Genomic DNA, 22013 nt, shown 5'->3' on the forward strand with positions numbered 1-22013 from the left:
TTGCAGAATTTAGTAAAAGAATTTATTGAAAAAACTTTAGAGAAAGAAGTAGTATTAGAAAAACCCAAAGATATTACTTTAGGTCATTATGCTACTCCTGTTGCATTCTCATTAGCTAAAGAGTTTAGAAAATCACCTATGATAATTGCTCAAGAATTAGCAAGTAAATTTGATGGTTGTTCTATGTTTGAAAAAGTTGAAGCTGTAAAAGGTTTTATCAACTTTAAATTATCAACATCTTTTTTAGAATCATTAGTTGATGAAGCACTTAATAAGCAAATGGATTTTGCAAAAGCAAATAATAAAACTGAAAAGATTTTATTAGAGTATGTTTCAGCAAATCCAACAGGTCCTTTACATATAGGTCATGCAAGAGGTGCTGTATTTGGAGATACACTTTTTAGAGTAGGTGATTATCTAGGATATGATATAACTACTGAGTATTATATCAATGATGCCGGTGCTCAGATGGATCTTTTAGGTCTATCTGTTTCATTAGCTGCAAGAGATTTTATTTTTGAAGAAGATGTAACTTATCCTGAAACTTATTACAGAGGTGATTACTTAATTGATATTGCTAAAGTTGTAATTGAGAAGTTTGGAAAAGATGTTATTTATGATGAGTCTAAATATAAAGAGATTGCATTTTTTGCAAAAGATTTAGTAATGGATATTATTGTAAAGGACTTAAAAGATTTAGGTGTTGAGTTTAATAACTTTGTGTCTGAAAAATCTCTATATTCATCTTGGGATAAAACTAAAGAAGTTCTAGAAAATAATGGATCTTTATACAATAAAGACGAAAAAACTTATCTAAAATCAACAGAATATGGTGATGATAATGATAGAGTTGTTGTAAGAGACAATGGTATTCCTACTTATTTAGCAGGAGATATTATTTATCATAAAGACAAATATGATAGATCTTATGATAGATATATCAATATTTGGGGTGCAGATCACCATGGATATATTAAAAGGGTAAATGCTGCTATTGAGTTTTTAGGAAATGATTCTAGTAAATTAGAAGTTTTACTTTCTCAAATGGTGCAACTTTTAAAAGGTGGTGAACCTTATAAAATGTCCAAAAGAGCTGGTAATGTGATCTTAATGTCAGATATTACAGCTGAAATTGGACCTGATGCTTTAAGGTTTATTTTCTTAACTAAAAAAAGTGATACTCATTTGGATTTTGATATTGATACTTTAAAAAATCAAGACTCAACGAATCCTATTTTTTATATCAATTATGCACATGCTAGAATAAATCAAGTATTTAAAAAAGCAGAACTTAATATATCAGATGTACAAAATGAGAAATTTGATAATTTAAATCAAGATGGATTAAATTTAATTTATGAATCGCTATTATTAGAGTCTATATTAGAAGAAGCATTTACAAAAAGAGACATGCAAAAAGTAACAGATTATTTATACTCTTTAGCTTCATCTGTACATAGATTCTACAATGACAATAAAGTAGTTGGTGTAGATGATCAGAATGCTTATTTAAAAGTATTATCAATGGCTGCGTTAAGTATTAAAGTTGGATTGTCTTTATTAGGAATAAAAGCTAAGGAGATTATGTAATGAAATGGTTTTTAGTTATTTTTGCTTTAGTTATTGGTATTGCAATAGCTACAGGATATATGGGTGGAGCAAAAGAAGCTACATCTAATTATAGTAAAATCATGAGAGGAGGAGAGTAATTAACTCTCCTTTTTTTATCTCTTTTCGTCTAATTGGCTTAAGAACTCTTCTAAAGAGTATTTTGTTCTTGCTTGTTCATTCATTAAGTTAATGAACATATCACCTAAATCAATAATTGTCCAGTCATCATTTTCATCTACTCTAACAAACTCTTCACCTAATGGCTTAAGTTCAGTTTTTAAGTAGTTTAATAATGCAAAACCATGCTTAGGGTTTAGTGTAGTTGCTATTACAACGTAATCAACTATATAGTCTTTATTTGTTAAATCAACAACTTCTATACTTTCAGCTTTTTTGTCATCAAGTACTTCTTTTATCTTTTCAATTCTTTCGTTCAAAGTTTACCTTTTTTCATGTTTTTATATGATGTATAATATCATCTTTTATCTGATAGGGAATAAAATTTAAGTCAAATTCTTCCCTAAGTTTTGAAGAACTAATGTTTATATCAATATTCAAAACTTTATAACTATCTATTTTATTGTCTACGTAACCATCTCTTGTTGCTACAACAAACTCTACTAATGAGTTTAATTCATCAAATTTGTACCATTTTTCTAAACTTTTTAGATTATCAGCACCAATTATAAGATAAATTTTTGATGGTTTATATAAGTTTTTTAAATAATTAACAGTTTTTATTGAAGGAACTGCTTCATTTTGTTTTATTTCAAAATCACAAATTTCAACTTTTTTGTTTTTTTGAAATATTTTTTTTAGTAGCTCATATCTTGTATTAGGCTCTAAATGATAGTTAGTTTTAAAAGGGTTTAAAAACGTAGGAACCACTACAATTTTGTCTATTTCTAAACTTTTTAATGCTTGTTCAACAATCTTCACATGTGCTATATGAACAGGGTCAAAACTGCCTCCAAATACTGCTAGTTGCACCTATTTAAAACCTTTATAATTTACTTAAATAATATTATAGCAATTTTTGGATAAAATATCTACCATTAAGATTTAAATAAAGGGAAAATATGGCTGTTAAAGTTGCAATTAACGGATTAGGTAGAATTGGAAGATGTGTTGCTAAGATCGTAGCAAGTAGAGATGATGTTGAATTAGTAGCTGTTAATGCAAGTGGTAGTGAAGAAATGATTCAATACAACTTAAAATATGACACTGTACATGGGAATGCAGATGTTGTAGTTAAAGATGGTTATGTATGTATTGGAAATGACAAAGCAAAGCTATTATCTGAGAGAGATCCAGCAAAATTAAATTTTGTTGATTATGGTGCTGAAGTTGTTTTAGAGTGTACGGGAGCATTCTTAACACAAGAGAAATGTCAAGCTTATATTGATGCAGGAGTTAAAAAAGTTGTAATGTCTGCACCAGCAAAAGATGATACACCTACATTTGTTATGGGAGCAAATGAAGATACTTATGCAGGTCAAGCTATTGTTTCAAACGCATCTTGTACTACAAATGGTTTAGCACCTGTTGCTAAAGTTTTAGATGATACTTATGGAATTGAAAAAGGTTTAATGACTACTATTCACTCTTATACTTCATCTCAACCTATTTTAGATGCAAAAGATAAAAAAGATCCAAGAAAAGGAAGAGCCGGTGCTACTAACTTAACACCTGCAAGTACTGGTGCTGCAAAAGCTATTGGAAAAGTAATGCCACACTTAAATGGAAAGTTAAATGGTCAAGCAATTAGAGTACCAACTCCAAATGTTTCATTAGTTGACTTAACAGTAACATTAAAAAAAGAGACAACTTTAGAAGAAGTACAAGCTGCATTTAAAGATGCTTCACTTGGTTCTTTAAAAGGAATCTTGGGTGTTGATGAAGAGTACAGAGTAAGTTCAGACTTTAATGGTGAAGAATTATCAACTGTAGTTCCTTTAGATACTATTCAAGTAATCGAAGGAAATATGGTAAAAGTATTATCTTGGTATGACAATGAATGGGGATACTCTACTAGACTTGTAGATATGGGTGTTCACGTAGCAACAAACTAGTAGGTTAAGGAAGAAGATGAAATTACAGGAAATTAAAAATATTGATGTAGCTAATAAAAGAGTTTTTATTAGATGTGATTTTAACGTACCAATGGATGAGTACAATAATATTACTGATGATAGAAGAATTAGAAGTGCATTAAATACAATTAGATATTGTATTGACAATGATTGTTCTATTATTTTAGCATCACACTTTGGTAGACCAAAAAATGGTTTTGAAGAGAAATTCTCTTTAAAACCAATTGCAAAAAGATTACATACTTTATTAAAGCAAGAGATTAAAATGGCTCCTGGTATTGTTTGTGATGAAACAATTTCTATGGCAAAATCTTTAGAAGCAGGTGAAATCTTATTATTAGAAAATATGAGATTTGAAGCAGGTGAGACTAAAAATGATGAAGCTTTAAGTGCTAAACTAGCTTCAATGGCAGATATTTATGTAAATGATGCCTTTGGTGTATCTCATAGAGCTCATGCTTCTGTTGAGGGAATTGCTCAGCATTTTGATATTAATTCAAAAGCGGCAGGATTCTTACTAGCAAAAGAGATTAAATTTTTCCATCATATTGTAAACGAACCAAAAAGACCATTTGTATCTATTGTAGGTGGTTCAAAAGTCTCTGGAAAATTAGAAGCTTTATATAACTTAGTACCAAAAGTTGATAAAATTCTTATTGGTGGTGGAATGGCATTTACTTTTCTAAAAGCTCAAGGTTATGAAATAGGTAACTCTTTGGTTGAAGAAGATTTAATTCCAGAGGCAATTAAAATTATGGAAGAAGCAAAAGAGCTTGGTGTAAAATTATATTTACCTGTTGATGTTGTAGCAGCAGAAGCTTTTGATGCAGAAGCATTTGCAAAACCAACAACAACACAAGAAATTCCAAAAGGTTGGATGGGACTAGATATTGGACCTGCAACTGCACTTTTATTTTCTCAAGCACTTGAAGATGCTCATACTATTTTATGGAATGGTCCAATGGGTGTTTATGAAATGGATAAGTTTGCTAAAGGTAGTACAAAAATTTCTCACGCAGTAGCTTCTTCATATGCTACAACTGTAGTTGGTGGTGGTGATACTGCTGACTTAGTTAGAGTTACTGGTGATGAAGATGAAATGACATTTATTTCAACTGGTGGGGGAGCATCTCTTGAGTTAATTGAAGGGAAAATTCTTCCTGGTGTAAAAGCACTAGTTATAGAAGAGTAGTAAAAAATACAAAATAAAAAAGGTTTCAATTTTTATTTAAAAATTGAAACCAATTTAAAAGGAATTTTATGGCAATTATTGCTAGTAATTTTAAGACAAATCATACAAGAAATACTACATCATCTTTTGTTGAAGAAGTAAATAAATATTTAGTGTCAAACAATATTTCAAATGAAGTATATATTTTCCCAACAGCAACTTCACTTGATAAATTTGATATAACATCAACACTAAATATTGGTGTACAAAATGCTTATGCAACACAAAAAGGCTCTTTTACAGGTGAAATTGGAACGCAACAATTAGATGAATTTGATGTAAATACTATTTTAATTGGTCATAGTGAAAGAAGACATATCTTAGGTGAATCACAAGATGAAATAGCAAAGAAATTTGCATTTTATAGTGACCTTGGATATAAAATAATTTATTGTATAGGTGAACCTTTAGAAGTAAAAGAACAAGGCTTAGAGCAGACATTAGAGTATATTTATGAGCAATTTGAAGGTATAAATATAAACTATGAAAAACTTGTTTTAGCTTATGAGCCTGTTTGGGCTATAGGAACAGGAGTTACTGCTACAAGTGAAGATATCACAGATGTTCACTCTGCAATTAAGTCAAAAATTGATAAACCACTTTTATATGGTGGTTCTGTAAAAGTAGAAAATGTAAGAGATATTTGCTCACTAAATGGAGTTGATGGTGCTTTAATAGGTACTGCTTCTTGGATTGTTGATGACTTCATTCAAATTATAGAAAATACAAAGGATTTATAAGATGTTTATGAAAGGTAAAAAAGGTGTAATTTTAGGTGTTGCAAATAATAAGTCTATTGCTTATGGTATTGCAAAACAGTGTGCAGCTCAAGGTGCTCAGATTGCATTTACTTATTTAAATGACTCTTTAAAGAAAAGAGTTGAACCAATTGCCGAAGAGTTTGGAAGTGCTGATTATGTATATCCTTGTGATGTATCAAATCCAGAAGAGATTAAAGCTTTAAAAGAATCAATTGAAAAAGATATGGGTCAAATTGACTTTATTGTTCACTCAATTGCATTTGCTCCAAAAGAGGGATTATCAGGAAGATTCTATGATATTTCTAAAGAAGCTTTTGATGTTGCTATGGATATTTCAGTTTACTCACTAATTGAAGTTACAAGAGAGTTAAAACCTTTATTATCTGATAACTCTTCAATTTTAACTTTAACATATTATGGTGGTGCTAAATACATCCCTAACTATAATTTAATGGGTGTAGCAAAAGCTGCATTAGAAATGACTACAAAATACTTAGCAGAGGATTTAGGTAAAGATGGAATTAGAGTAAATGCTATTTCTGCTGGACCTATTAAAACATTAGCAGCAGCTGGTATTGGTGACTTTAGATTTATGCTTAAATGGAATGAAGCTCATGCTCCATTAAAGAAAAATGTATCAATTGATGAGGTTGGAAATTCTGGTATGTATCTATTATCAGATTTAAGTTCAGCCGTAACTGGTGAAATTCACTATGTGGATTGTGGTTATAATGTTATGGGTATGCCAGCAGTTAAATTTGACGAAAATGGAAGACCTGAAATTGCATGGAATGGCACGGATAAGTAAGTATAAAGCTTAAGCTTTTGGCAAATACCTACGTTGTCAAGTAAATTTTGAACACTCACTTACTACAAGTAAGCTCCTGCTCAAAATTTACTTTCCGCCTTGGTCTTTACTCAAAATCATAACTTTCTACCACTTATTTAAATTATAATTATCAAAACAAAAAAGTTTTAGTTTTTAATTTATTGAAATTTTAAATTAAGATTTTAAAGAGGAATAGGTAATAAAAGAGTATGAATATAAATTTTAAAGAATTAGCAAACAAGTATCAAACGCCATATTATGTATATGATTTTGATCATATTACGGCACAATATGAAGAACTAAAAGGGGCTTTTAAGGCTAGAAAATCTCTTTTAGCTTATGCGGTTAAGGCAAATTCAAATTTATCTGTTATTAAACATTTAGCAAATTTAGGTGCTGGGGCTGATTGTGTATCAATTGGTGAGGTTAAAAGAGCATTAAAAGTAGGTATTCAACCTTATAAAATCATTTTTTCAGGAGTTGGAAAAATTGATAGTGAAATTAAAGAGGCTTTAGAACTTGGTATTTTAATGATTAATGTTGAAAGTGCAGCTGAACTTGATAGAGTTGAAGTGATTGCTAAAGAGTTAGGAAAAGTTGCAAGGATTTCTATTAGAGTTAATCCAAATATTGATCCACAAACTCACCCTTATATTTCAACTGGTTTACATGAGAATAAATTTGGTGTAGATATTGATACAGCAAAAAGAATGTATATTCAGTGTAAAAATAGTGACTCTTTAGAACCAAGTGGTATTCATTGTCATATTGGTTCACAGTTAACTGAGTTAGAGCCAATTAAAGAATCAGTTAAATTAGTAGCTGATTTAGTAAGAAATCTTGAAGCAATTAAGATTGATTTATCTTTCTTTGATGTTGGTGGTGGATTAGGTATCGTATATGATGATGAAAAACTTATTGATACAAATGAATACGCACAATCAATTTTAGAAGCTTTATTTGGTCTAGATATTACTGTTGTGTGTGAACCAGGAAGATTTTTAGTTGGAAACTCTGGTGTATTTGTAACTAAAGTATTATATGAAAAAATAAATGGTGAAAAAAGATTTGTTATTGTTGATGGGGCTATGAATGATTTAATTAGACCATCTTTATATAATGCATACCATAAAATTGAAGTATTAAATGATAATAAAGAGTTAAGTGATTGTAATTTAGTAGGTCCTGTTTGTGAAAGTGGTGACTTTTTTGCTAAAAATATTGACTTACCAAAAACACAGCATAATGATTTAGTTGCTATTTATAGTGCAGGGGCTTATTGTTTTACAATGGCTTCTAATTATAATACTAGAGGAAAAGTAGCTGAAATTGCTGTGGAAAATGGAGTTGATAGAATAATTAGAAAAAGAGAGACTTTTGAAGATTTAATTGCTTTAGAAGAAGAGTACATCAAATAGCAGAATAAAAGGGTACAAATGAACGAGCATGGATTATTAGACTTAAGAAATAAGCTAGATAGTATTGATGAAGAACTTTTAAAACTTATAAATGAAAGAATGGAAGTTGTTCATCAAGTAGGAGTTCTGAAAGCAAAAAGTGGTGGAGCTATTTATAGACCTGAAAGGGAAAAAGAGATTATTGATAGATTAGAAACTATGAATAGTGGAAAATTAAATAGAGCAGCTATTGAAGCACTTTTCTTAGAAATATTTGCAATTTCTAGAAATTTAGAATTACCTGAAAATGTGGCATACTTAGGACCTGAGGGAAGTTTTACACATCAAGCAGCTGAGGGTAGATTTGGTGCTATGAGTTCATATGTATCAATAGCTTCTATAAATGGTATTTTTAGAGAAGTAGATACTAAAAAAGCAAAGTTTGGTGTAGTACCTATTGAAAACTCTTCAAATGGAATAGTTACAGATACTATCAATTGCTTAAATAAGTATAACTTAAAAATTATTGCAGAAGTTGTTCTTGATATTCACCATACTTTTGCAAGTACATGTGATAAGGTACAAGACATTAAAAGAATTTATTCAAAAGATATTGCTTTTGAACAGTGTAGAAAATTTTTAGCTAATTTTGGATTAGATGAGGTTGAGCAAATTCCTATTGAATCAACAACAAAAGCTGCAAAACTTGCAGCAAAAGAGCCATTTAGTGCAGCTATTTGTCCTCACGTTGGAGCAAAACTTAATAATCTACCAATCTTATTTGAAAATATTGAAGATAAAGATAACAATAAAACAAGATTCTTTATAATAAGTGATTTTGAAAATGCACAATCTGGAAATGATAAAACATCAATTTTAGTTGAATTTCCTGATAGACAAGGGGCTTTAGTTGAGTTTCTAACTGATTTTAATAATTCAGGTATTAACTTAACAAAAATTAAATCACATATTGTACATGGTAATTCTATTTTCTTTATTGATTTTGATGGTCATAAAGATGATGAAAATGTTAAAGGTATATTAGAAAAACATAAAGATACTATAAAAGTTTTAGGATCTTATGTAAAAGAAATAAACGATATTTAATCAAAACACAGGAAGCAAAATGAAATTTAATAAAGTTTTAGAAAATGTGACAACATATGAAGCAGGTAAGCCAATTGAGCTTGTTGTAAGAGAATATGGTATTGACCCAAAAGATATTATAAAACTTGCTTCAAATGAGAACCCATATGGTACATCTCCAAAAGTTGCACAAAAAATTCAAGAATTATCAAAAAATATGTTTATTTATCCTGATGATTCTATGTTTGAACTAAAAGAATCTTTGGCATCAAAGTTTGATGTGAATGAGTCAAATGTAATTATTGGTTCAGGAAGTGATCAAATTTTAGAGTTTTGTGTACATGCTAAGTGTAATGAAAACTCAAAAATGTTAATGTCTAAAACAACATTTGCTATGTATGAAATATATGGTAAGCAAACAGGATGTCAAATCTTAAAAACACAAGATGATGAGCATAATTTAGAACAGTTTAGTGCAATGTATAAAGAGCATGGAGCTGATATTATCTTCTTATGTCTTCCTAACAATCCTTTAGGAGAGTGTTTAGATAAAGAAGATGTTTATAAATTTTTAGAAACAGTTGATGAAAATACATTAGTTGTTGTAGATGGAGCTTATCAAGAGTATGCTTCATTTAAAGATGAAAATAAAAAGATTGATGCAAAAGATTTAATTAGTAAATTTCCTAATGCAATTTATTTAGGAACTTTCTCAAAAGCTTATGCTTTAGGTGGAATGAGAGTTGGATATGGTGTAGCTAATGAAGAGATTATTAAAACTTTATATAAATTAAGAGCACCATTTAATATTACGACTTTATCACTAGCTGCTGCTATTGAGGCTTTAAAAGATGAAGAGTTTGTACAAAGCTGTATAGCTTTAAACTTTGAAGAAATGAAAAGATATGAAGATTATGCAAAACAAAAAGGTTTTGATTATATTGATTCATATACGAATTTTATTACTTTAAAATTTGGTGATATGTACAGTTCAAAAGAAATAGCAACACAGCTTTTAAAAAGAGGTGTTATTGTAAGAGATTTAACTGGTTATGGCGTTAATGCAATTAGAATAACAATTGGTTCTCAAAGCCAGAACACAAAAGTCTTTAGTATCTTAGATGAGGTATTAGAAGAAAATAAATAAATAAGATATTATTATGGAAGTAAAAAACAAATCATTAGAAGAGTTAGAAGACATATCTCAAAAAATTAGAGATAGAATTATTGACGTAGTGTCAAGAAAAGGTGGACATTTCTCTTCAACATTAGGTGCTGTTGAATTAACACTTGGAATGCATTATGTTTTTGATGCATATAAAGATCCATTTATTTTTGATGTATCACATCAGTGTTATCCTCATAAGCTATTAACTGGAAGATGGGAAGAGTTTGAAACTATTAGACAGTTTGAAGGTTTAAGTGGTTTTACTAAACCAAAAGAATCTCCTGCTGATTATTTTGTAGCAGGACATAGCTCAACATCTATATCATTAGCAGTTGGTGCTGCTAAATCAATACAGCTTAAAAAAGAAGATAGAACGCCTGTTGTGATGATAGGTGATGGTTCAATGACAGCTGGTATGGTTTATGAAGCACTAAATGAATTAGGTGATTTGAAACTTCCTGTTGTTATTATTTTAAATGACAATGAAATGTCAATAGCCAAGCCAATAGGTGCAATATCAAAGTACCTTTCAAAGCTTTTAGCAGGTAAATACTACCAAGGTTTCAAAGGTAAAGTTGATAACTTTATAAAGAAAAATATGCCAGAAGGTACTACTTATATAGCTAAGAGAATGGAAGAAGCTATGAAGCTTATTACTCCTGGAATTTTGTTTGAAGAGATGGGTATTGATTATATTGGGCCTATTGATGGACATAATTTGGAAGAAGTAATTGATACTTTACAAATAGCAAAAGCTATGAAAAAGCCTGTAATTGTTCATGCAAGAACAGTAAAAGGAAAAGGTTATAAAGTAGCTGAGGGGCAACATGAACACTGGCATGGAGTAGGTCCTTTTAATGTAGAAGATGGGGCTTTTGTAAAAAAAGAAGCTCCAAAAGCAGCAACTGCTGTATTTGCAGATGCACTTGTAAATTTAGCCTGTAAACATGAAAATGTTGTTGGAATTACAGCAGCAATGCCAAGTGGTACAGGAATAAATAAGCTTATGGATAAATTTCCTGATAGATTTTGGGATGTAGCAATTGCTGAACAACACGCTGTTACTTCAATGGCAGCTATGGCAAAAGAGGGGTTTAAGCCATTTGTAACAATTTATTCAACATTTTTACAAAGAGGTTTTGATCAAATAATTCATGATGTATGTCTTATGGGCTTACCAGTAGTTTTTGCAATAGATAGAGCTGGAATTGTAGGAAATGATGGTGAAACACATCAAGGAACATTTGATATTTCATATTTAAGATTTATACCAAATATGGTTTTATTTGCTCCAAGAGATAATGAAACATTACATCAAGCAATAGAGTTTTCATATACTTTAGATAAGCCATGTGCTATTAGATACCCAAGGGGTGCATTTATTGAAACTAATTATAAAAGTGAAACTTTTGAATTAGGAAAAGCGCAACTTTTAAAAGAGGGAAAATCAAATAAATTATTTATTGGATATGGAGCAGCTGTAGGAAGAGCATGTAAAACTGAGGCTTTACATGAAGAAGACATAGCAGTTTTAGATTTAAGATTTGTAAAACCACTTGATAAAGAGACTTTAAAAGATTTAGCATGTAAATATGATGATTGGTATGTATTTAGTGACTCGCAAAAACAAGGTGGAGTTGGAAGTGCAATTTTAGAGTTTTTAAATGAAGAAAAAGTATGTGTAAATCTTACTTCATTTGAGTATGAAGATGATTTTATAAATCATGGAGATACAAAAAAAGTAGAAGAGTCATTAGGATTATTTCCTGAACAACTAGTAAAAAAGGTTAAATAATGAGTATATCATTAGATGAGCTATTAAAAACAGCTTCAAAAGAAGAGATTTTAGAAGAGTATGAAAAAGCCTTAGATAAAAGTGAAGAAGAGGATTTTTGGAAAGATAAAATCTTACCTTATGTGGATGCAACTTTGTCAGTTCTTTTACCACTTAGAGATCAAAATTTACTTTTTACTCCTGAGGGAAGAAAAGTAGAGCAGATTGATAAAGATTTTTTTTATAGATGGTGTGATTTAGTATGTTTAAGAACAATGGCATTTATACTAGAGCAATCAAATGAAAATAACTCTTTACTTAGAACTGATTATAAAAATGCAGAGTATAAAACTATAGATTTGAAAATTTTAGGTGAATATTTAAACTCTTATAGAGTAAATCTTACAGATGAAGACAATCTAGATTTTCCTGTAGCAAACTACAATCTTCACACAGGTATGTTAACTACTATAAAAACTTTAATTAAATAGGTAATAGTTTACCTATTTAAATCTCATAATTTAACTTTTGGATTTTATCATATCCATAAATATCATCAGTAAATTTCAATTTCCCATCTTTTATATAAGAAGTTATATATGTAATATGTAAAGGAAGCTTCTTACTTAAACTAATAGAATCGGTTTTTTCATTGTCATAGATATATCTCACACTTTTATATGTTTTAGGAGTATATTTTTTTGTGATATGTTTCATCAAAGAAATAGGGTGCTCTAATCTAATACAACCATGACTAACAGCTCTAATACTTTCTTTTGGAATTTTAAATCTCCATGACCCAATAGTATCATGCATATAAACAGCATGGTCATTTTTGAACATATACTTTACTCTACCCATTCCATTTGTTTTTGAAGGAAGTTGGATAAATTTATATGGAATATATTTAACATCCTCTTTTAAATATTTATCCCACTTCACCTCACTAAATTTTACTTTTTTAGCATCTAAATCATATCTTTTTTCTCTAATTACTATATTTTTCTTTTTTAAAAACTTCTTATCTTTTAAAGCTTTAGGAATAATACTTTTTTTAGCAATAGAACTTGGAATATTCCAAGTAGGATTAACTATAAAATAAGATAGTTTACTTGATAAAATAGGCGTTTGATTTTTCTTTGAACCTACAACTGTACCAAAGCTTTTTACATTTTTGCCATTTTCATATAAACTAAAATTGTATGATGGAATATTTAGTTGAATAAAATCATTTGATTTATAGTCTTTTAAAACTTTAAGTCTCTCAATATTTAGGTTTAATCTAGCTTTTTGCTTTTTATTTAAATCAGAACTATTTTTAAAAGAAATAAATTTAAAAAAATCAGGATGTGAGGGAGTATGATTGTCTAAAATACTTTTAATAGAAACATTGTGCTTCTCATACTCTTTAATGATATTTTGAGTATTTATTTTTTTTGTATAAAATTCATAAGAGTATTTCAAATCTTTATATTTATTTTTCTTAATCTCAGATTTAAAAGCCTCTTTGTTAATACATGAGTTCTCAAGATTTTCAACATAAATAGGGAAAAACTCTTTTAATTTTTTAGATATTTCTTCTTTACTTTCAAGTTTTTCAAGTTTTGTATAAAAATCTTTTTGACTACATAAAGAAGAATAACTATCTTTTTTTAAAATCTCTAAAAACTCTTTTTCTTTTTTTGATAAAGTATCTAAGATATTTATCTTATCTTTTAGTACTTTCTCTTCAATTTCTTGAACTTTTTTATCTTCTTTATAATCAGTATTTATAACATATTGGTTTTGAACAGTTTTATTACTACAAGCTGTGAAAGCAATAATTATAGTAATTAAAAAAATGTAAGTGTTTATTTTCATGTAAGCCTTTCAAGATTTTATTTTACAATAAATTTATATAAATATTATTAAATTAAGATTTGTCTAATTATTTGTATCATTAAGAGTTTTACTTATCACATTAGTAGTTTCATTTTTAACATTTGTATTTTGATTTTCCATCCATGTAGAATAAGCTATAAAAGCTCCAACTCCAATCATTACTAATAAAATTGCTACAAGAATATTTTCTATTGCACCTTTTTGATTTTTAATTATAGATTTAAAGCTTTTATACATTTTTTATCCTTTACATAAATGCGATTAATTTTTGGGCACATAAGCCCATGGCTGTACTTTCATAGCCCTTTACATTTTTGATATAGGGTTTGCAAAAGCCTTCAACCATAATAGCTCCTGCTTTTCCAAAACATTCACCTGATTTGATATATTCATCCATATGTTCTTTATCAAATTTATCAAACTCATAAGTTGTAATACTAATATCTATAAGCTCTTTTTCTTTTGATTTATAAATCATACAAGTAATAACTGAGGTTTCATTTCCACTTTGAAGTTCTAACATAGCTCTTGCATCTGCTTCATCTTTTGCTTTTCTAAGTAGTTTATTATTGGCTGTAACAACTGAGTCAGCCACAAGTAAGGGCATATCATCAACTCCGTACTTTTTATAAAGTTCATCAAACTTTCCTTTTGTTGCTTCATAACAAAAAGATTTAGGATTAGTTGTTTTGATAGAGTCTTCATCAAAATCACCTCCATTTTGAATAAAGTCAATTCCAAAGTTTTTAAGTATTAGAGCTCTTGTTGGAGAATTTGAACCAAGTCTTATCAAGTTAAACCTTTTTTATTTAAATTATACTCTATTAGTATATAATAAGAGTTTTAAAAATTGAATATTTTATAGGATTAAATAATGAACATAGTTGTAATAGGTGCAGGTGGAATAGGTGCTTTTTATGGAATGATTTTACATGATGTAGGATGTAATGTTAAGTTTATAGCAAGAGGACAAAACCTTGAATATCTTAAAAATAATAAAATGAAAGTAAGTCATCCAAATTATACTATTGAAGATAATATTGATACATATAGTCTTGATGAGTTTATATCTAATAATAGCCCTGAAGATATAGATGCTATATTTATTGCTACAAAGGGAATGAGTACAGAGTCTATCTCCCAAAAACTTGCATTATGGACTAAAAATGCAAAGTCACTACCTTACTATATTTCACTTCAAAACGGTGTTGATAATGAAGATATTATGGAAGAGTATTATAATAAAGAGTATGTTATAGGTGGACTTACAAGACTTATTGTTTCTCATACAGTAGGACTTGGGCATGTTCACTGTGAGGGGGGAGTTGAAACTTTAATAGGAGCAGTAAATCCAAATGAAGAAAATAATAGCTTTTTAGAAAACTTAAAAATTGTTTTAGATAAAACTCAAACAAAAACTATTATTTGTGAAAACATAAAGTTAGAGCTTTGGAATAAACTTATAGTTAATAATGGTGTAAATGCAATATGTGCCTTACTAGAAGAAGAATCAGGTCCTTTAATGAAAAATGAAAAAACTTCAAAACTTATCTATGGACTTATGAGTGAAGCAGCACTTGCCTCAAATGCTGTAGGTGTAAACCTAAGTCAAGAAGATGCTAAGAAAATGTTTGAGTTATATACAAAATTTCAATCTGTAAAACCATCTATGTGGGTTGATAAAGAGAATAATAGAGATTTAGAATTAGAGCAAATTTGTGGAGTTGTTATAAAAAATTGTGAAAAACAAGGACTTGATGCACCTTATACTAGAACTATTTCTACGCTTTTAGAGTTTACATACAATAGACAAAGAAATAAGTAAAACTAAAAATCGCAAAAAAATCGCTTGATTTTTTAAGTTAGTATTTCATAGATATAATTAGTCATAAGAAAAAGGAATTTAATGAATAAAACAGTTGTATATCAAGGTGTTGAGGGAGCATATTCTCATCTTGCAAGTAGTAAACTTTTCCCTAACTCAAAATTTATAGCATCTGATTCTTTTTTGGAATCAATGCAACTAGTAGAACAGGGAAAGGCAGATTTTGGAGTTATTCCTATTGAAAACTCATCAGCTGGTAGAGTTGAAGAGATTTATAGGCTTGTTCCTAAAATGCAATTAAATATAATAGATGAATATTTTCATCCAATAGAGCATGCCTTGATAGCTGTAAAAGGATATAAACTAGATGAGTTAAAAACAGTATCTTCTCATCCACAAGCTCTAGCTCAATGTATGAATAATATAAAAGACTTAAACCTAAAAGCAATATCAGAATTTGATACAGCAGGTTCTGCTATGAAGTTAGAACAAACAAATGATAAAAGCCATGCTGTAATAGCCTCAACTCTAGCTGCAAAGATTTATAACTTAGAGATTGTAAAAGAGAAGTTTTCAGATTATGCTGGAAATGTTACTAGGTTTATTGTTTTATCAAAAGAATCAAAAATACCTAAGTTTGAAGAAAACAAAGCATATATAACATCTCTTATATTTAGTATGAGAAATATACCAGCAGCACTTTATAAAGCCCTTGGTGGTTTTGCTACAAATGGAATTGATTTAATCAAAATAGAGAGTTATTCAGGTATTGGAAGTATGTATTCAACTCAGTTTCATGTGGATTTATATGGACATACGGATGAAAAAAGACTGCAATTAGCCCTTGATGAACTGAGGTTTTTTGTGGAAGAATTGAAAGTTATTGGTGTCTATGAAAGACATGAGTATAGAGATAAAATGTGTGAGTTAAATAATTTATAAAATGAAGCAATAGCTTCATTTTATTTGTTGATATACTCAACTATAATATCTCCCATTTGTGAGGTACTTAAAACCTCTTTTGCATCAAAAGATGCTAAATCTTTAGTTCTATATCCATCTTTTAGTACATCTTTAATAGCTTCTTGTATTATGTTTGAGGCTTCTTCTTCATTTAGTGAATATTTAAGCATCATAGCTGCACTCTCAATTGTAGCAATTGGATTTGCTATTCCAAGTCCTGCAATATCAGGAGCAGAACCATGAATAGGTTCATAAACTGATGTTTTATTTCCAGTTGAAGCACTAGGAAGAAGACCAATTGAACCTACAACCATTGAAGCTGTATCACTTAAAATATCTCCAAAAATATTTCCTGTAACTATTACATCAAATTGTTTTGGGTTTCGCACTAATTGCATAGCTGCATTATCTACATACATATGAGAAAGTTTAACTTCAGGATACTCTTTTGATAACTCAATCATAGTTGACCTCCAAAGTTGAGATACCTCTAAAACATTTGATTTATCAACAGAACATAATCTCTTATCTCTTTTCATGGCAAGCTCAAAGGCAGTTTTTCCGATTCTTTGGATTTCTTCTTTTGTATAAACCATTGTATTAAAGGCTTTTTGTCCATCATTTTGCTTTGGTTCACCAAAATATATACCACCAATTAACTCTCTTACAACCATAATATCACAGCCTTTTATGATCTCAGGCTTTAGTGTTGAGGCATTTGTAAGTTCATCATAAACAATGGCAGGTCTTAAGTTTGCAAATACTCCTAACTCTTCTCTAAATTTTAAAAGTCCAGACTCAGGTCTTAGATGCCTAGGTAAGTTATCCCATTTTTCACCACCAATAGCACCAAATAAACAAGCATGAGATTTTAAAACCCCATCAACTGTCTCTTTTGGAAGAGGGTGACCTATTTTATCAATGGCTACTCCACCCATTAGATACTCTTTATATTCTAAGTTAAAATTACATTTTTTAGCAACTGCATCTAAAACTTTTACAGCTTCATTTATAATTTCAACACCAATTCCATCACCTTTGATTAATGATATATTATAATTTTTCACATATTCTCCTTTTATATTGCACTTTGAACTACACCCGCATCAGCTCTTAAAACTGCACCATTTGTAGCACTTGATATTGGACTTGCTGTATAAACAATCATATTTGATACCTCATCTACTTCTGTAAATCTTTTAAGTAGCGATGTTGGTCGTATATTTTTAAAAAAGTCTTCTTGCATTTGCTCAAAAGTGAAGTTCATTTGTTTTGCATAATCATTTAAAAAAGTAGTAACACCCTCTGATTTTGTAGGTCCTATGATGATAGAGTTTGAAGTTACATTGGTACCAGCTGTTAGCTCAGCTATTCCTCTAGCGATTGATAATTGTGCAGTTTTACTCATACCATAGTGAATCATCTCTTTTGGTATTTGATAAGCTGATTCACTTGAAATAAAGATAATTCTTCCCCAATTTTGCTTTAGCATAGAAGGTAAGTAAGATTGAGATAGTCTTACTCCACTCATTACATTTGTATTAAACATACTAAGCCAATCTTCTTCCTCTAAACTTGTAAACTCTTTTGGCTCAAAAATTCCAAGGTTATTGATTAGAATATCTACTTTTGATAGTTGTTTTATTAGTTTATCGCAGCCTTCTTTACTTGAAAGGTCAGCAACTATTCCCTCAACTTTTGCATTTTTGTTATAAGATTTTATTTTTTTGATAGCTTCTTGAACATTTTGTTCATTTCGTCCATTTATATAAACATAAGCACCCTCATCACATAGTTTTTTAGCTGTTGCAAAACCAACACCTAAAGTTGAACCTGTAACAAGAGCAGTTTTATTTTCAAGCTTTAAATCCATACTAATACTCCTTTATAAAAATAAAGGCATCTTAGTAGAATTTAATCGTATTATTATCGCAGTTTATTTAAAATAGTTCTATTTTATAACCTGAGTTATTTTGATTTACTATTAAATCTTTATGTATTTTACTTCTAAGCCTAAATAAAACAGACCTAAAAGCAGCATAGCCAGCTGGTTCATCTTGCCAAATTGCATACTCCATTTGTTCTTGCGATACAAATTGCCCAGCACTTCTACAAAGTAAATCAATAATCTTTTTCTCTTTAGAAGTTAGTTTTATAGGTTCATCTCCATAATATAAAACTTCAACTTCTTTATCATAAAGATAACCATATTTAAGTTGTATTGTTCTATGGTTTTGTTCTTTATTTAAAGATAATTGATGCTCTAAAGTTTTGTTTATATTTTCAACAGCATCTAGTTTTTTGATTTTTTCATTATCTTCTTTTGCTTTACTAAGAGCCACTTCAATAGCTGCATGTAAGCTTTGTTTTTTATATGGTTTGATTATATATCCATATGCTAAAGTTTGAGAAGCTTCTTTTATAGTTTTTATTTCTGAATTAGCTGTAAGAAAAACCACAGGTACCTCAGGAATTGAGTTTTTTAACTCTTTAGCAAGTTCAATTCCTGTAGTTGGACCTTTTAGATAAATATCCATTAAAATCAAGTCAGGTTTAGCACCTTTTTCTAATAAAGCTATAGTTTTACATCTATTTGGAGCAACTCCACAAACCTTATATCCTAATTCATGTAGTGTTTCTTTTAGATTTAGTGCAATTATTGATTCATCCTCAACAATTAAAATTTCAATTTTGCTCATAATTACTCTCCCTCATCCTTAGAAAAAATTATATTACACTCTAAGCCGTTATTATTCTTAAACTCAATAGTTCCATCAAGTTGATCTTCAATAATTGAGTGGATAAGTTGCATTCCTATTGAATCACTTTTATATAGTGAGTCTATATCTTCAAGTCCATCTCCATTATCACGGATTTTTACATGTATAGTATCTTTGTTTTTTTTCATATGAATACAAAGTAAATTATCTCTATCTTCTTGAAAGGCATGTTTTAAAGAGTTTACACAAAGTTCATGTAAAACCATTCCTATTTGAATACACCTATTTGTAGAAAAACTTAAGTTATCAATATATACTTCTACATTTAAAGTCGTATTTTGAGAAATATATAACTCTTTTATATCATCAACAAGTCTTTTTATATAGTTTTTGAGATTTATATATGCAAGGTTTTCACCTAAATATAAAAACTCATGAACTAAAGCCATAGTATGAATTCTACTTCTACTTTGTTGTAAGATATAAATCATATCTCTATCTTTTGTTCGTCTCTCTTGCATGTTTAATAAGGAAGATATTATCTCCATATTGTTTTTTACCCTATGATGAATCTCTTTTAGTAATATATCTTTTTCTTCAACTGACTTTTGTAATTCTTGATTCATTTTAGTGATTTTTGTTCTGTATTCTTGTCTTTGTGTCATATCTCTTGAAAAAGCACAAATATATTCATTTCCATTATGTGTAAAGCCATGACCTGAAACTTCCACAGGGAAAATTGTTCCATCTTTTCTAATTTGTGTAGTTTCTAATCTCCAATTTTTATGATGGTAGATATTATACATACACTCTTTTGCAGTTTCCCTATCAAAATTTGGGTCCATATCTTCTAAATACATGTGATTTAAGAATTCATCTTTACTTCTTCCTATCATTTTACAAGCAGCTTCATTTACATAAATGAATTTCGCATCTAATGTAAACCAGTATATAGCATCAATAGAGTTGTTCAATGCAAACTCATAAGGAACAAGCCTTTCTTTATCTTTATCTTTTAACTCTTTGTATGAAGCCTCAATTCTTGAAACAACTTTTTGCATATGATTTAGCATGATAAATAAAATTATTCCAGTTGCAATTAAAAATAAAATTCCAAAAGTTAAAGGCCCTTCCTTACTTAAAGAATGATACTTTGAAAACTCACTTACAAGTCTATCAATAAACAAAATACCAACAGCTCCTATTAGTATATATGTTAATGAAAACTTTGTTGGTATGGATTTATTATTTAAAATATAGTTCTTAACTCTTCCCATTTTACTGCTCTTATTATAGATTTGAAAAATTATATCATAAATAAAAATATTCACTAATAACTGCGATAATTTTGCGATTTTTTTCCATTAAGATTCAAATTGAATTAAAAATTCATAATTGAAAAAGGTAGGTGTTATGGCTAATGAATCACCGTTTGAAAGAAAATATGTACATGTTACTGATGTTAAATCAAACGATTTAGTTGAGTTTGATTTCTCTATTGGTGATCCATGTATGTATGTTGAACTTGCATTGCCGAAAAAGCAATTTGATGAGTTTTGTAAAAGAAATGCAGTTAAGCATTTAACAAGAGATCAAGAAATTGATGTGGAAAACGACAAACATAAGTGGCAGTATGGTGTTGTTGGAACACTAAGTAAATAAAGGAGTTGAAAATATGTCTTTAGATATAAAAAGTATAGATATTAAGCCAAAAAGAGAAACTTTTGGACACGTGGAAAGAAGAATTGGTGAAGGTAAAATGGCTTCAAGATATGAAGAGGCAACATTTGATATTCAGCCAGTTGCAAACTTTCATTATAGACCTTATGCAAATCCAGAGTTTGAGTTATATGATCAAAATAAAACTAGCATTAAAATGGAAGACTGGTATAAATTTTTAGACCCAAGACAATACCACTATGCTTCATATGTAACAGCAAGAGCAAAACAACAAGAAGTTGCAGAACAAAACTTTGTTTTTGTAGAAAAAAGAAATATGTTAGATGTAATGCCAGAAGATATAAAACAAGAAATCTTGAATTATGTTTTACCCCTTAGACACTATGAGTGGGGAGCAAATATGAATAACCTTCAATTATGTTCAGAAGGATATGGTGCAGCTATTACAAATGCTTATATGTTCCATGCAGAAGATAGATTAGGTAATGCTCAATATCTTACAAGAATTGGATTATTACTTAGTGAAAATGAACCAGCTGTTTTAGATGATGCAAAAGATAAATGGTTAAATGATGAAGCATGGCAGCCACTTAGAAAAGCAATGGAAGATAGTTTTGTTTTACAAGATTGGTTTGAGCTTCATATAGCGCAAAATGTAATTTTCGATGGTTTTATTCATCCTTTAGTATTTGATAAGTATGAGCAAGAACTAAACCAAAGAGGTGGAACAGCTCAAACAATGATGACAGAGTTTATCACATCTTGGAATGATGAATCTGCTAAATGGATTGATATGACAGTTAAAGTTGCAGCTTTAGAACGTGATGAAAATAAAGACTTATTAAACCAATGGTGTAAAAAGTATATTGATATTGCTAGTAATGCAGCCCTAGCAATTGCTAAAAATATAGTTAATAATCCAGAAGAAACAGTTAATAACATACAAGAGCAATTAGTGGCAAGATTAAATAAAAATGGTTTAAACCTATAGGAG

Annotated in this window: 23 protein-coding genes; 14 read left to right on the forward strand and 9 right to left on the reverse strand. The window is 29.4% G+C overall.

The features are described 5' to 3' along the window. Complete coding sequence (gene argS / locus NJU99_RS01485) at positions 1 to 1590, forward strand: arginine--tRNA ligase (RefSeq protein ID WP_254576963.1); 1590 nt, start codon at positions 1 to 3, stop codon at positions 1588 to 1590. Positions 1591 to 1724: 134 nt separating this feature from the next. Here the strand turns inward: argS and rsfS are convergent, their stop codons facing one another. Beyond that, entirely contained in the window at positions 1725 to 2048 is a 324-nt protein-coding gene (gene rsfS, locus NJU99_RS01490; protein ID WP_254576964.1) for a ribosome silencing factor, read from the reverse strand. Between the two features lie 13 nt (positions 2049 to 2061). Further along, a complete protein-coding gene (nadD, locus tag NJU99_RS01495; RefSeq protein WP_254576965.1) occupies positions 2062 to 2601 on the reverse strand; it encodes a nicotinate (nicotinamide) nucleotide adenylyltransferase in 540 nt (179 codons plus the stop codon). A gap of 89 nt (positions 2602 to 2690) precedes the next feature. Here nadD and gap point away from each other — a divergent pair, with 89 nt between their 5' ends. The 9 genes from gap to NJU99_RS01540 all read left to right on the forward strand — a co-directional run bounded on the left by gap (position 2691) and on the right by NJU99_RS01540 (position 12441). Next, complete coding sequence (gap, locus tag NJU99_RS01500) at positions 2691 to 3683, forward strand: type I glyceraldehyde-3-phosphate dehydrogenase (protein WP_254576966.1); 993 nt, start codon at positions 2691 to 2693, stop codon at positions 3681 to 3683. 16 nt (positions 3684 to 3699) lie between these two features. Further along, entirely contained in the window at positions 3700 to 4896 is a 1197-nt protein-coding gene (locus tag NJU99_RS01505; RefSeq protein WP_254576967.1) for a phosphoglycerate kinase, read from the forward strand. Between the two features lie 68 nt (positions 4897 to 4964). Beyond that, positions 4965 to 5675 carry a triose-phosphate isomerase gene (locus NJU99_RS01510; protein WP_254576968.1) on the forward strand — a complete coding sequence of 237 codons (711 nt, stop codon included), beginning with the start codon at positions 4965 to 4967 and terminating at the stop codon, positions 5673 to 5675. Position 5676: 1 nt separating this feature from the next. Continuing rightward, entirely contained in the window at positions 5677 to 6504 is an 828-nt protein-coding gene (gene fabI / locus NJU99_RS01515; RefSeq protein ID WP_254576969.1) for an enoyl-ACP reductase FabI, read from the forward strand. A 230-nt stretch (positions 6505 to 6734) separates the two neighbouring features. Then, positions 6735 to 7943, forward strand: coding sequence for a diaminopimelate decarboxylase (gene lysA / locus NJU99_RS01520; RefSeq protein ID WP_254576970.1), 1209 nt, complete (start codon positions 6735 to 6737; stop codon positions 7941 to 7943). 18 nt (positions 7944 to 7961) lie between these two features. Then, positions 7962 to 9029, forward strand: a complete 1068-nt coding sequence (pheA, locus tag NJU99_RS01525; RefSeq protein ID WP_254576971.1) for a chorismate mutase — start codon at positions 7962 to 7964, stop codon at positions 9027 to 9029. Positions 9030 to 9048: 19 nt separating this feature from the next. Next, entirely contained in the window at positions 9049 to 10155 is a 1107-nt protein-coding gene (gene hisC / locus NJU99_RS01530; RefSeq protein ID WP_254576972.1) for a histidinol-phosphate transaminase, read from the forward strand. Between the two features lie 13 nt (positions 10156 to 10168). Then, positions 10169 to 11971 (forward strand): 1-deoxy-D-xylulose-5-phosphate synthase, encoded by a 1803-nt coding sequence (dxs, locus tag NJU99_RS01535; RefSeq protein WP_254576973.1) that lies wholly within the window; start codon positions 10169 to 10171, stop codon positions 11969 to 11971. Next, the gene (locus tag NJU99_RS01540) at positions 11971 to 12441 is read left to right on the forward strand and encodes a hypothetical protein (protein WP_254576974.1); all 471 of its coding nucleotides are present in this window, start codon (positions 11971 to 11973) and stop codon (positions 12439 to 12441) included. The genes dxs and NJU99_RS01540 overlap by 1 nt, the downstream gene beginning before the upstream one ends. A 16-nt stretch (positions 12442 to 12457) precedes the next feature. On the opposite strand, the gene NJU99_RS01545 is transcribed toward NJU99_RS01540, so the two are convergent. The 3 genes from NJU99_RS01545 to maf all read right to left on the reverse strand — a co-directional run bounded on the left by NJU99_RS01545 (position 12458) and on the right by maf (position 14624). Further along, positions 12458 to 13810, reverse strand: coding sequence for a L,D-transpeptidase family protein (locus NJU99_RS01545; RefSeq protein WP_254576975.1), 1353 nt, complete (start codon positions 13808 to 13810; stop codon positions 12458 to 12460). 63 nt (positions 13811 to 13873) lie between these two features. Further along, positions 13874 to 14068, reverse strand: coding sequence for a hypothetical protein (locus NJU99_RS01550; protein WP_254576976.1), 195 nt, complete (start codon positions 14066 to 14068; stop codon positions 13874 to 13876). 10 nt (positions 14069 to 14078) lie between these two features. Then, positions 14079 to 14624, reverse strand: coding sequence for a septum formation inhibitor Maf (maf, locus tag NJU99_RS01555; protein ID WP_254576977.1), 546 nt, complete (start codon positions 14622 to 14624; stop codon positions 14079 to 14081). An 81-nt stretch (positions 14625 to 14705) separates the two neighbouring features. Between maf and NJU99_RS01560 the strand changes: the two genes are divergently transcribed. Continuing rightward, entirely contained in the window at positions 14706 to 15656 is a 951-nt protein-coding gene (locus NJU99_RS01560) for a ketopantoate reductase family protein (RefSeq protein WP_254576978.1), read from the forward strand. A gap of 81 nt (positions 15657 to 15737) precedes the next feature. Continuing rightward, the gene (locus NJU99_RS01565) at positions 15738 to 16598 is read left to right on the forward strand and encodes a prephenate dehydratase (RefSeq protein WP_254576979.1); all 861 of its coding nucleotides are present in this window, start codon (positions 15738 to 15740) and stop codon (positions 16596 to 16598) included. Between the two features lie 20 nt (positions 16599 to 16618). On the opposite strand, the gene leuB is transcribed toward NJU99_RS01565, so the two are convergent. The 4 genes from leuB to NJU99_RS01585 form a co-directional block, all read right to left on the reverse strand. Next, a complete protein-coding gene (leuB, locus tag NJU99_RS01570; RefSeq protein WP_254576980.1) occupies positions 16619 to 17686 on the reverse strand; it encodes a 3-isopropylmalate dehydrogenase in 1068 nt (355 codons plus the stop codon). Between the two features lie 11 nt (positions 17687 to 17697). Continuing rightward, a complete protein-coding gene (locus NJU99_RS01575) occupies positions 17698 to 18492 on the reverse strand; it encodes an SDR family NAD(P)-dependent oxidoreductase (protein WP_254576981.1) in 795 nt (264 codons plus the stop codon). 67 nt (positions 18493 to 18559) lie between these two features. Then, entirely contained in the window at positions 18560 to 19318 is a 759-nt protein-coding gene (locus tag NJU99_RS01580) for a response regulator transcription factor (RefSeq protein ID WP_254576982.1), read from the reverse strand. Positions 19319 to 19320: 2 nt separating this feature from the next. Further along, positions 19321 to 20616, reverse strand: coding sequence for a sensor histidine kinase (locus tag NJU99_RS01585; RefSeq protein WP_254576983.1), 1296 nt, complete (start codon positions 20614 to 20616; stop codon positions 19321 to 19323). Positions 20617 to 20752: 136 nt separating this feature from the next. On the opposite strand from NJU99_RS01585, the gene NJU99_RS01590 reads away from it, so the two are divergent. Together NJU99_RS01590 and NJU99_RS01595 are read left to right on the forward strand one after the other, a co-directional pair. Further along, positions 20753 to 21001: a phenol hydroxylase subunit gene (locus NJU99_RS01590; protein WP_254576984.1), complete on the forward strand. Its 249-nt coding sequence runs from the start codon at positions 20753 to 20755 to the stop codon at positions 20999 to 21001. Between the two features lie 13 nt (positions 21002 to 21014). Then, on the forward strand, positions 21015 to 22010 hold the full coding sequence (locus NJU99_RS01595) for an aromatic/alkene monooxygenase hydroxylase subunit beta (RefSeq protein ID WP_254576985.1): 996 nt from the start codon (positions 21015 to 21017) through the stop codon (positions 22008 to 22010). The last annotated feature ends 3 nt before the right edge of the window (positions 22011 to 22013 follow it).

The sequence above is a fragment of the Arcobacter roscoffensis genome, assembly GCF_024267655.1.
GTDB lineage: Bacteria > Campylobacterota > Campylobacteria > Campylobacterales > Arcobacteraceae > Arcobacter_B > Arcobacter_B roscoffensis.

Excerpts from the sequence above, each read along its gene's own strand:
- gap (WP_254576966.1), top strand. The coding sequence starts at position 2,691 with ATGGCTGTTAAAGTTGCAATTAACGGATTAGGTAGAATTGGAAGATGT.
- NJU99_RS01505 (WP_254576967.1), top strand. The coding sequence starts at position 3,700 with ATGAAATTACAGGAAATTAAAAATATTGATGTAGCTAATAAAAGAGTT.
- NJU99_RS01510 (WP_254576968.1), top strand. The coding sequence starts at position 4,965 with ATGGCAATTATTGCTAGTAATTTTAAGACAAATCATACAAGAAATACT.
- fabI (WP_254576969.1), top strand. The coding sequence starts at position 5,677 with ATGTTTATGAAAGGTAAAAAAGGTGTAATTTTAGGTGTTGCAAATAAT.
- lysA (WP_254576970.1), top strand. The coding sequence starts at position 6,735 with ATGAATATAAATTTTAAAGAATTAGCAAACAAGTATCAAACGCCATAT.
- pheA (WP_254576971.1), top strand. The coding sequence starts at position 7,962 with ATGAACGAGCATGGATTATTAGACTTAAGAAATAAGCTAGATAGTATT.
- hisC (WP_254576972.1), top strand. The coding sequence starts at position 9,049 with ATGAAATTTAATAAAGTTTTAGAAAATGTGACAACATATGAAGCAGGT.
- dxs (WP_254576973.1), top strand. The coding sequence starts at position 10,169 with ATGGAAGTAAAAAACAAATCATTAGAAGAGTTAGAAGACATATCTCAA.
- NJU99_RS01540 (WP_254576974.1), top strand. The coding sequence starts at position 11,971 with ATGAGTATATCATTAGATGAGCTATTAAAAACAGCTTCAAAAGAAGAG.
- NJU99_RS01545 (WP_254576975.1), bottom strand. The coding sequence starts at position 13,810 with ATGAAAATAAACACTTACATTTTTTTAATTACTATAATTATTGCTTTC.
- NJU99_RS01550 (WP_254576976.1), bottom strand. The coding sequence starts at position 14,068 with ATGTATAAAAGCTTTAAATCTATAATTAAAAATCAAAAAGGTGCAATA.
- NJU99_RS01560 (WP_254576978.1), top strand. The coding sequence starts at position 14,706 with ATGAACATAGTTGTAATAGGTGCAGGTGGAATAGGTGCTTTTTATGGA.
- NJU99_RS01565 (WP_254576979.1), top strand. The coding sequence starts at position 15,738 with ATGAATAAAACAGTTGTATATCAAGGTGTTGAGGGAGCATATTCTCAT.
- NJU99_RS01575 (WP_254576981.1), bottom strand. The coding sequence starts at position 18,492 with ATGGATTTAAAGCTTGAAAATAAAACTGCTCTTGTTACAGGTTCAACT.
- NJU99_RS01580 (WP_254576982.1), bottom strand. The coding sequence starts at position 19,318 with ATGAGCAAAATTGAAATTTTAATTGTTGAGGATGAATCAATAATTGCA.
- NJU99_RS01585 (WP_254576983.1), bottom strand. The coding sequence starts at position 20,616 with ATGGGAAGAGTTAAGAACTATATTTTAAATAATAAATCCATACCAACA.
- NJU99_RS01590 (WP_254576984.1), top strand. The coding sequence starts at position 20,753 with ATGGCTAATGAATCACCGTTTGAAAGAAAATATGTACATGTTACTGAT.
- NJU99_RS01595 (WP_254576985.1), top strand. The coding sequence starts at position 21,015 with ATGTCTTTAGATATAAAAAGTATAGATATTAAGCCAAAAAGAGAAACT.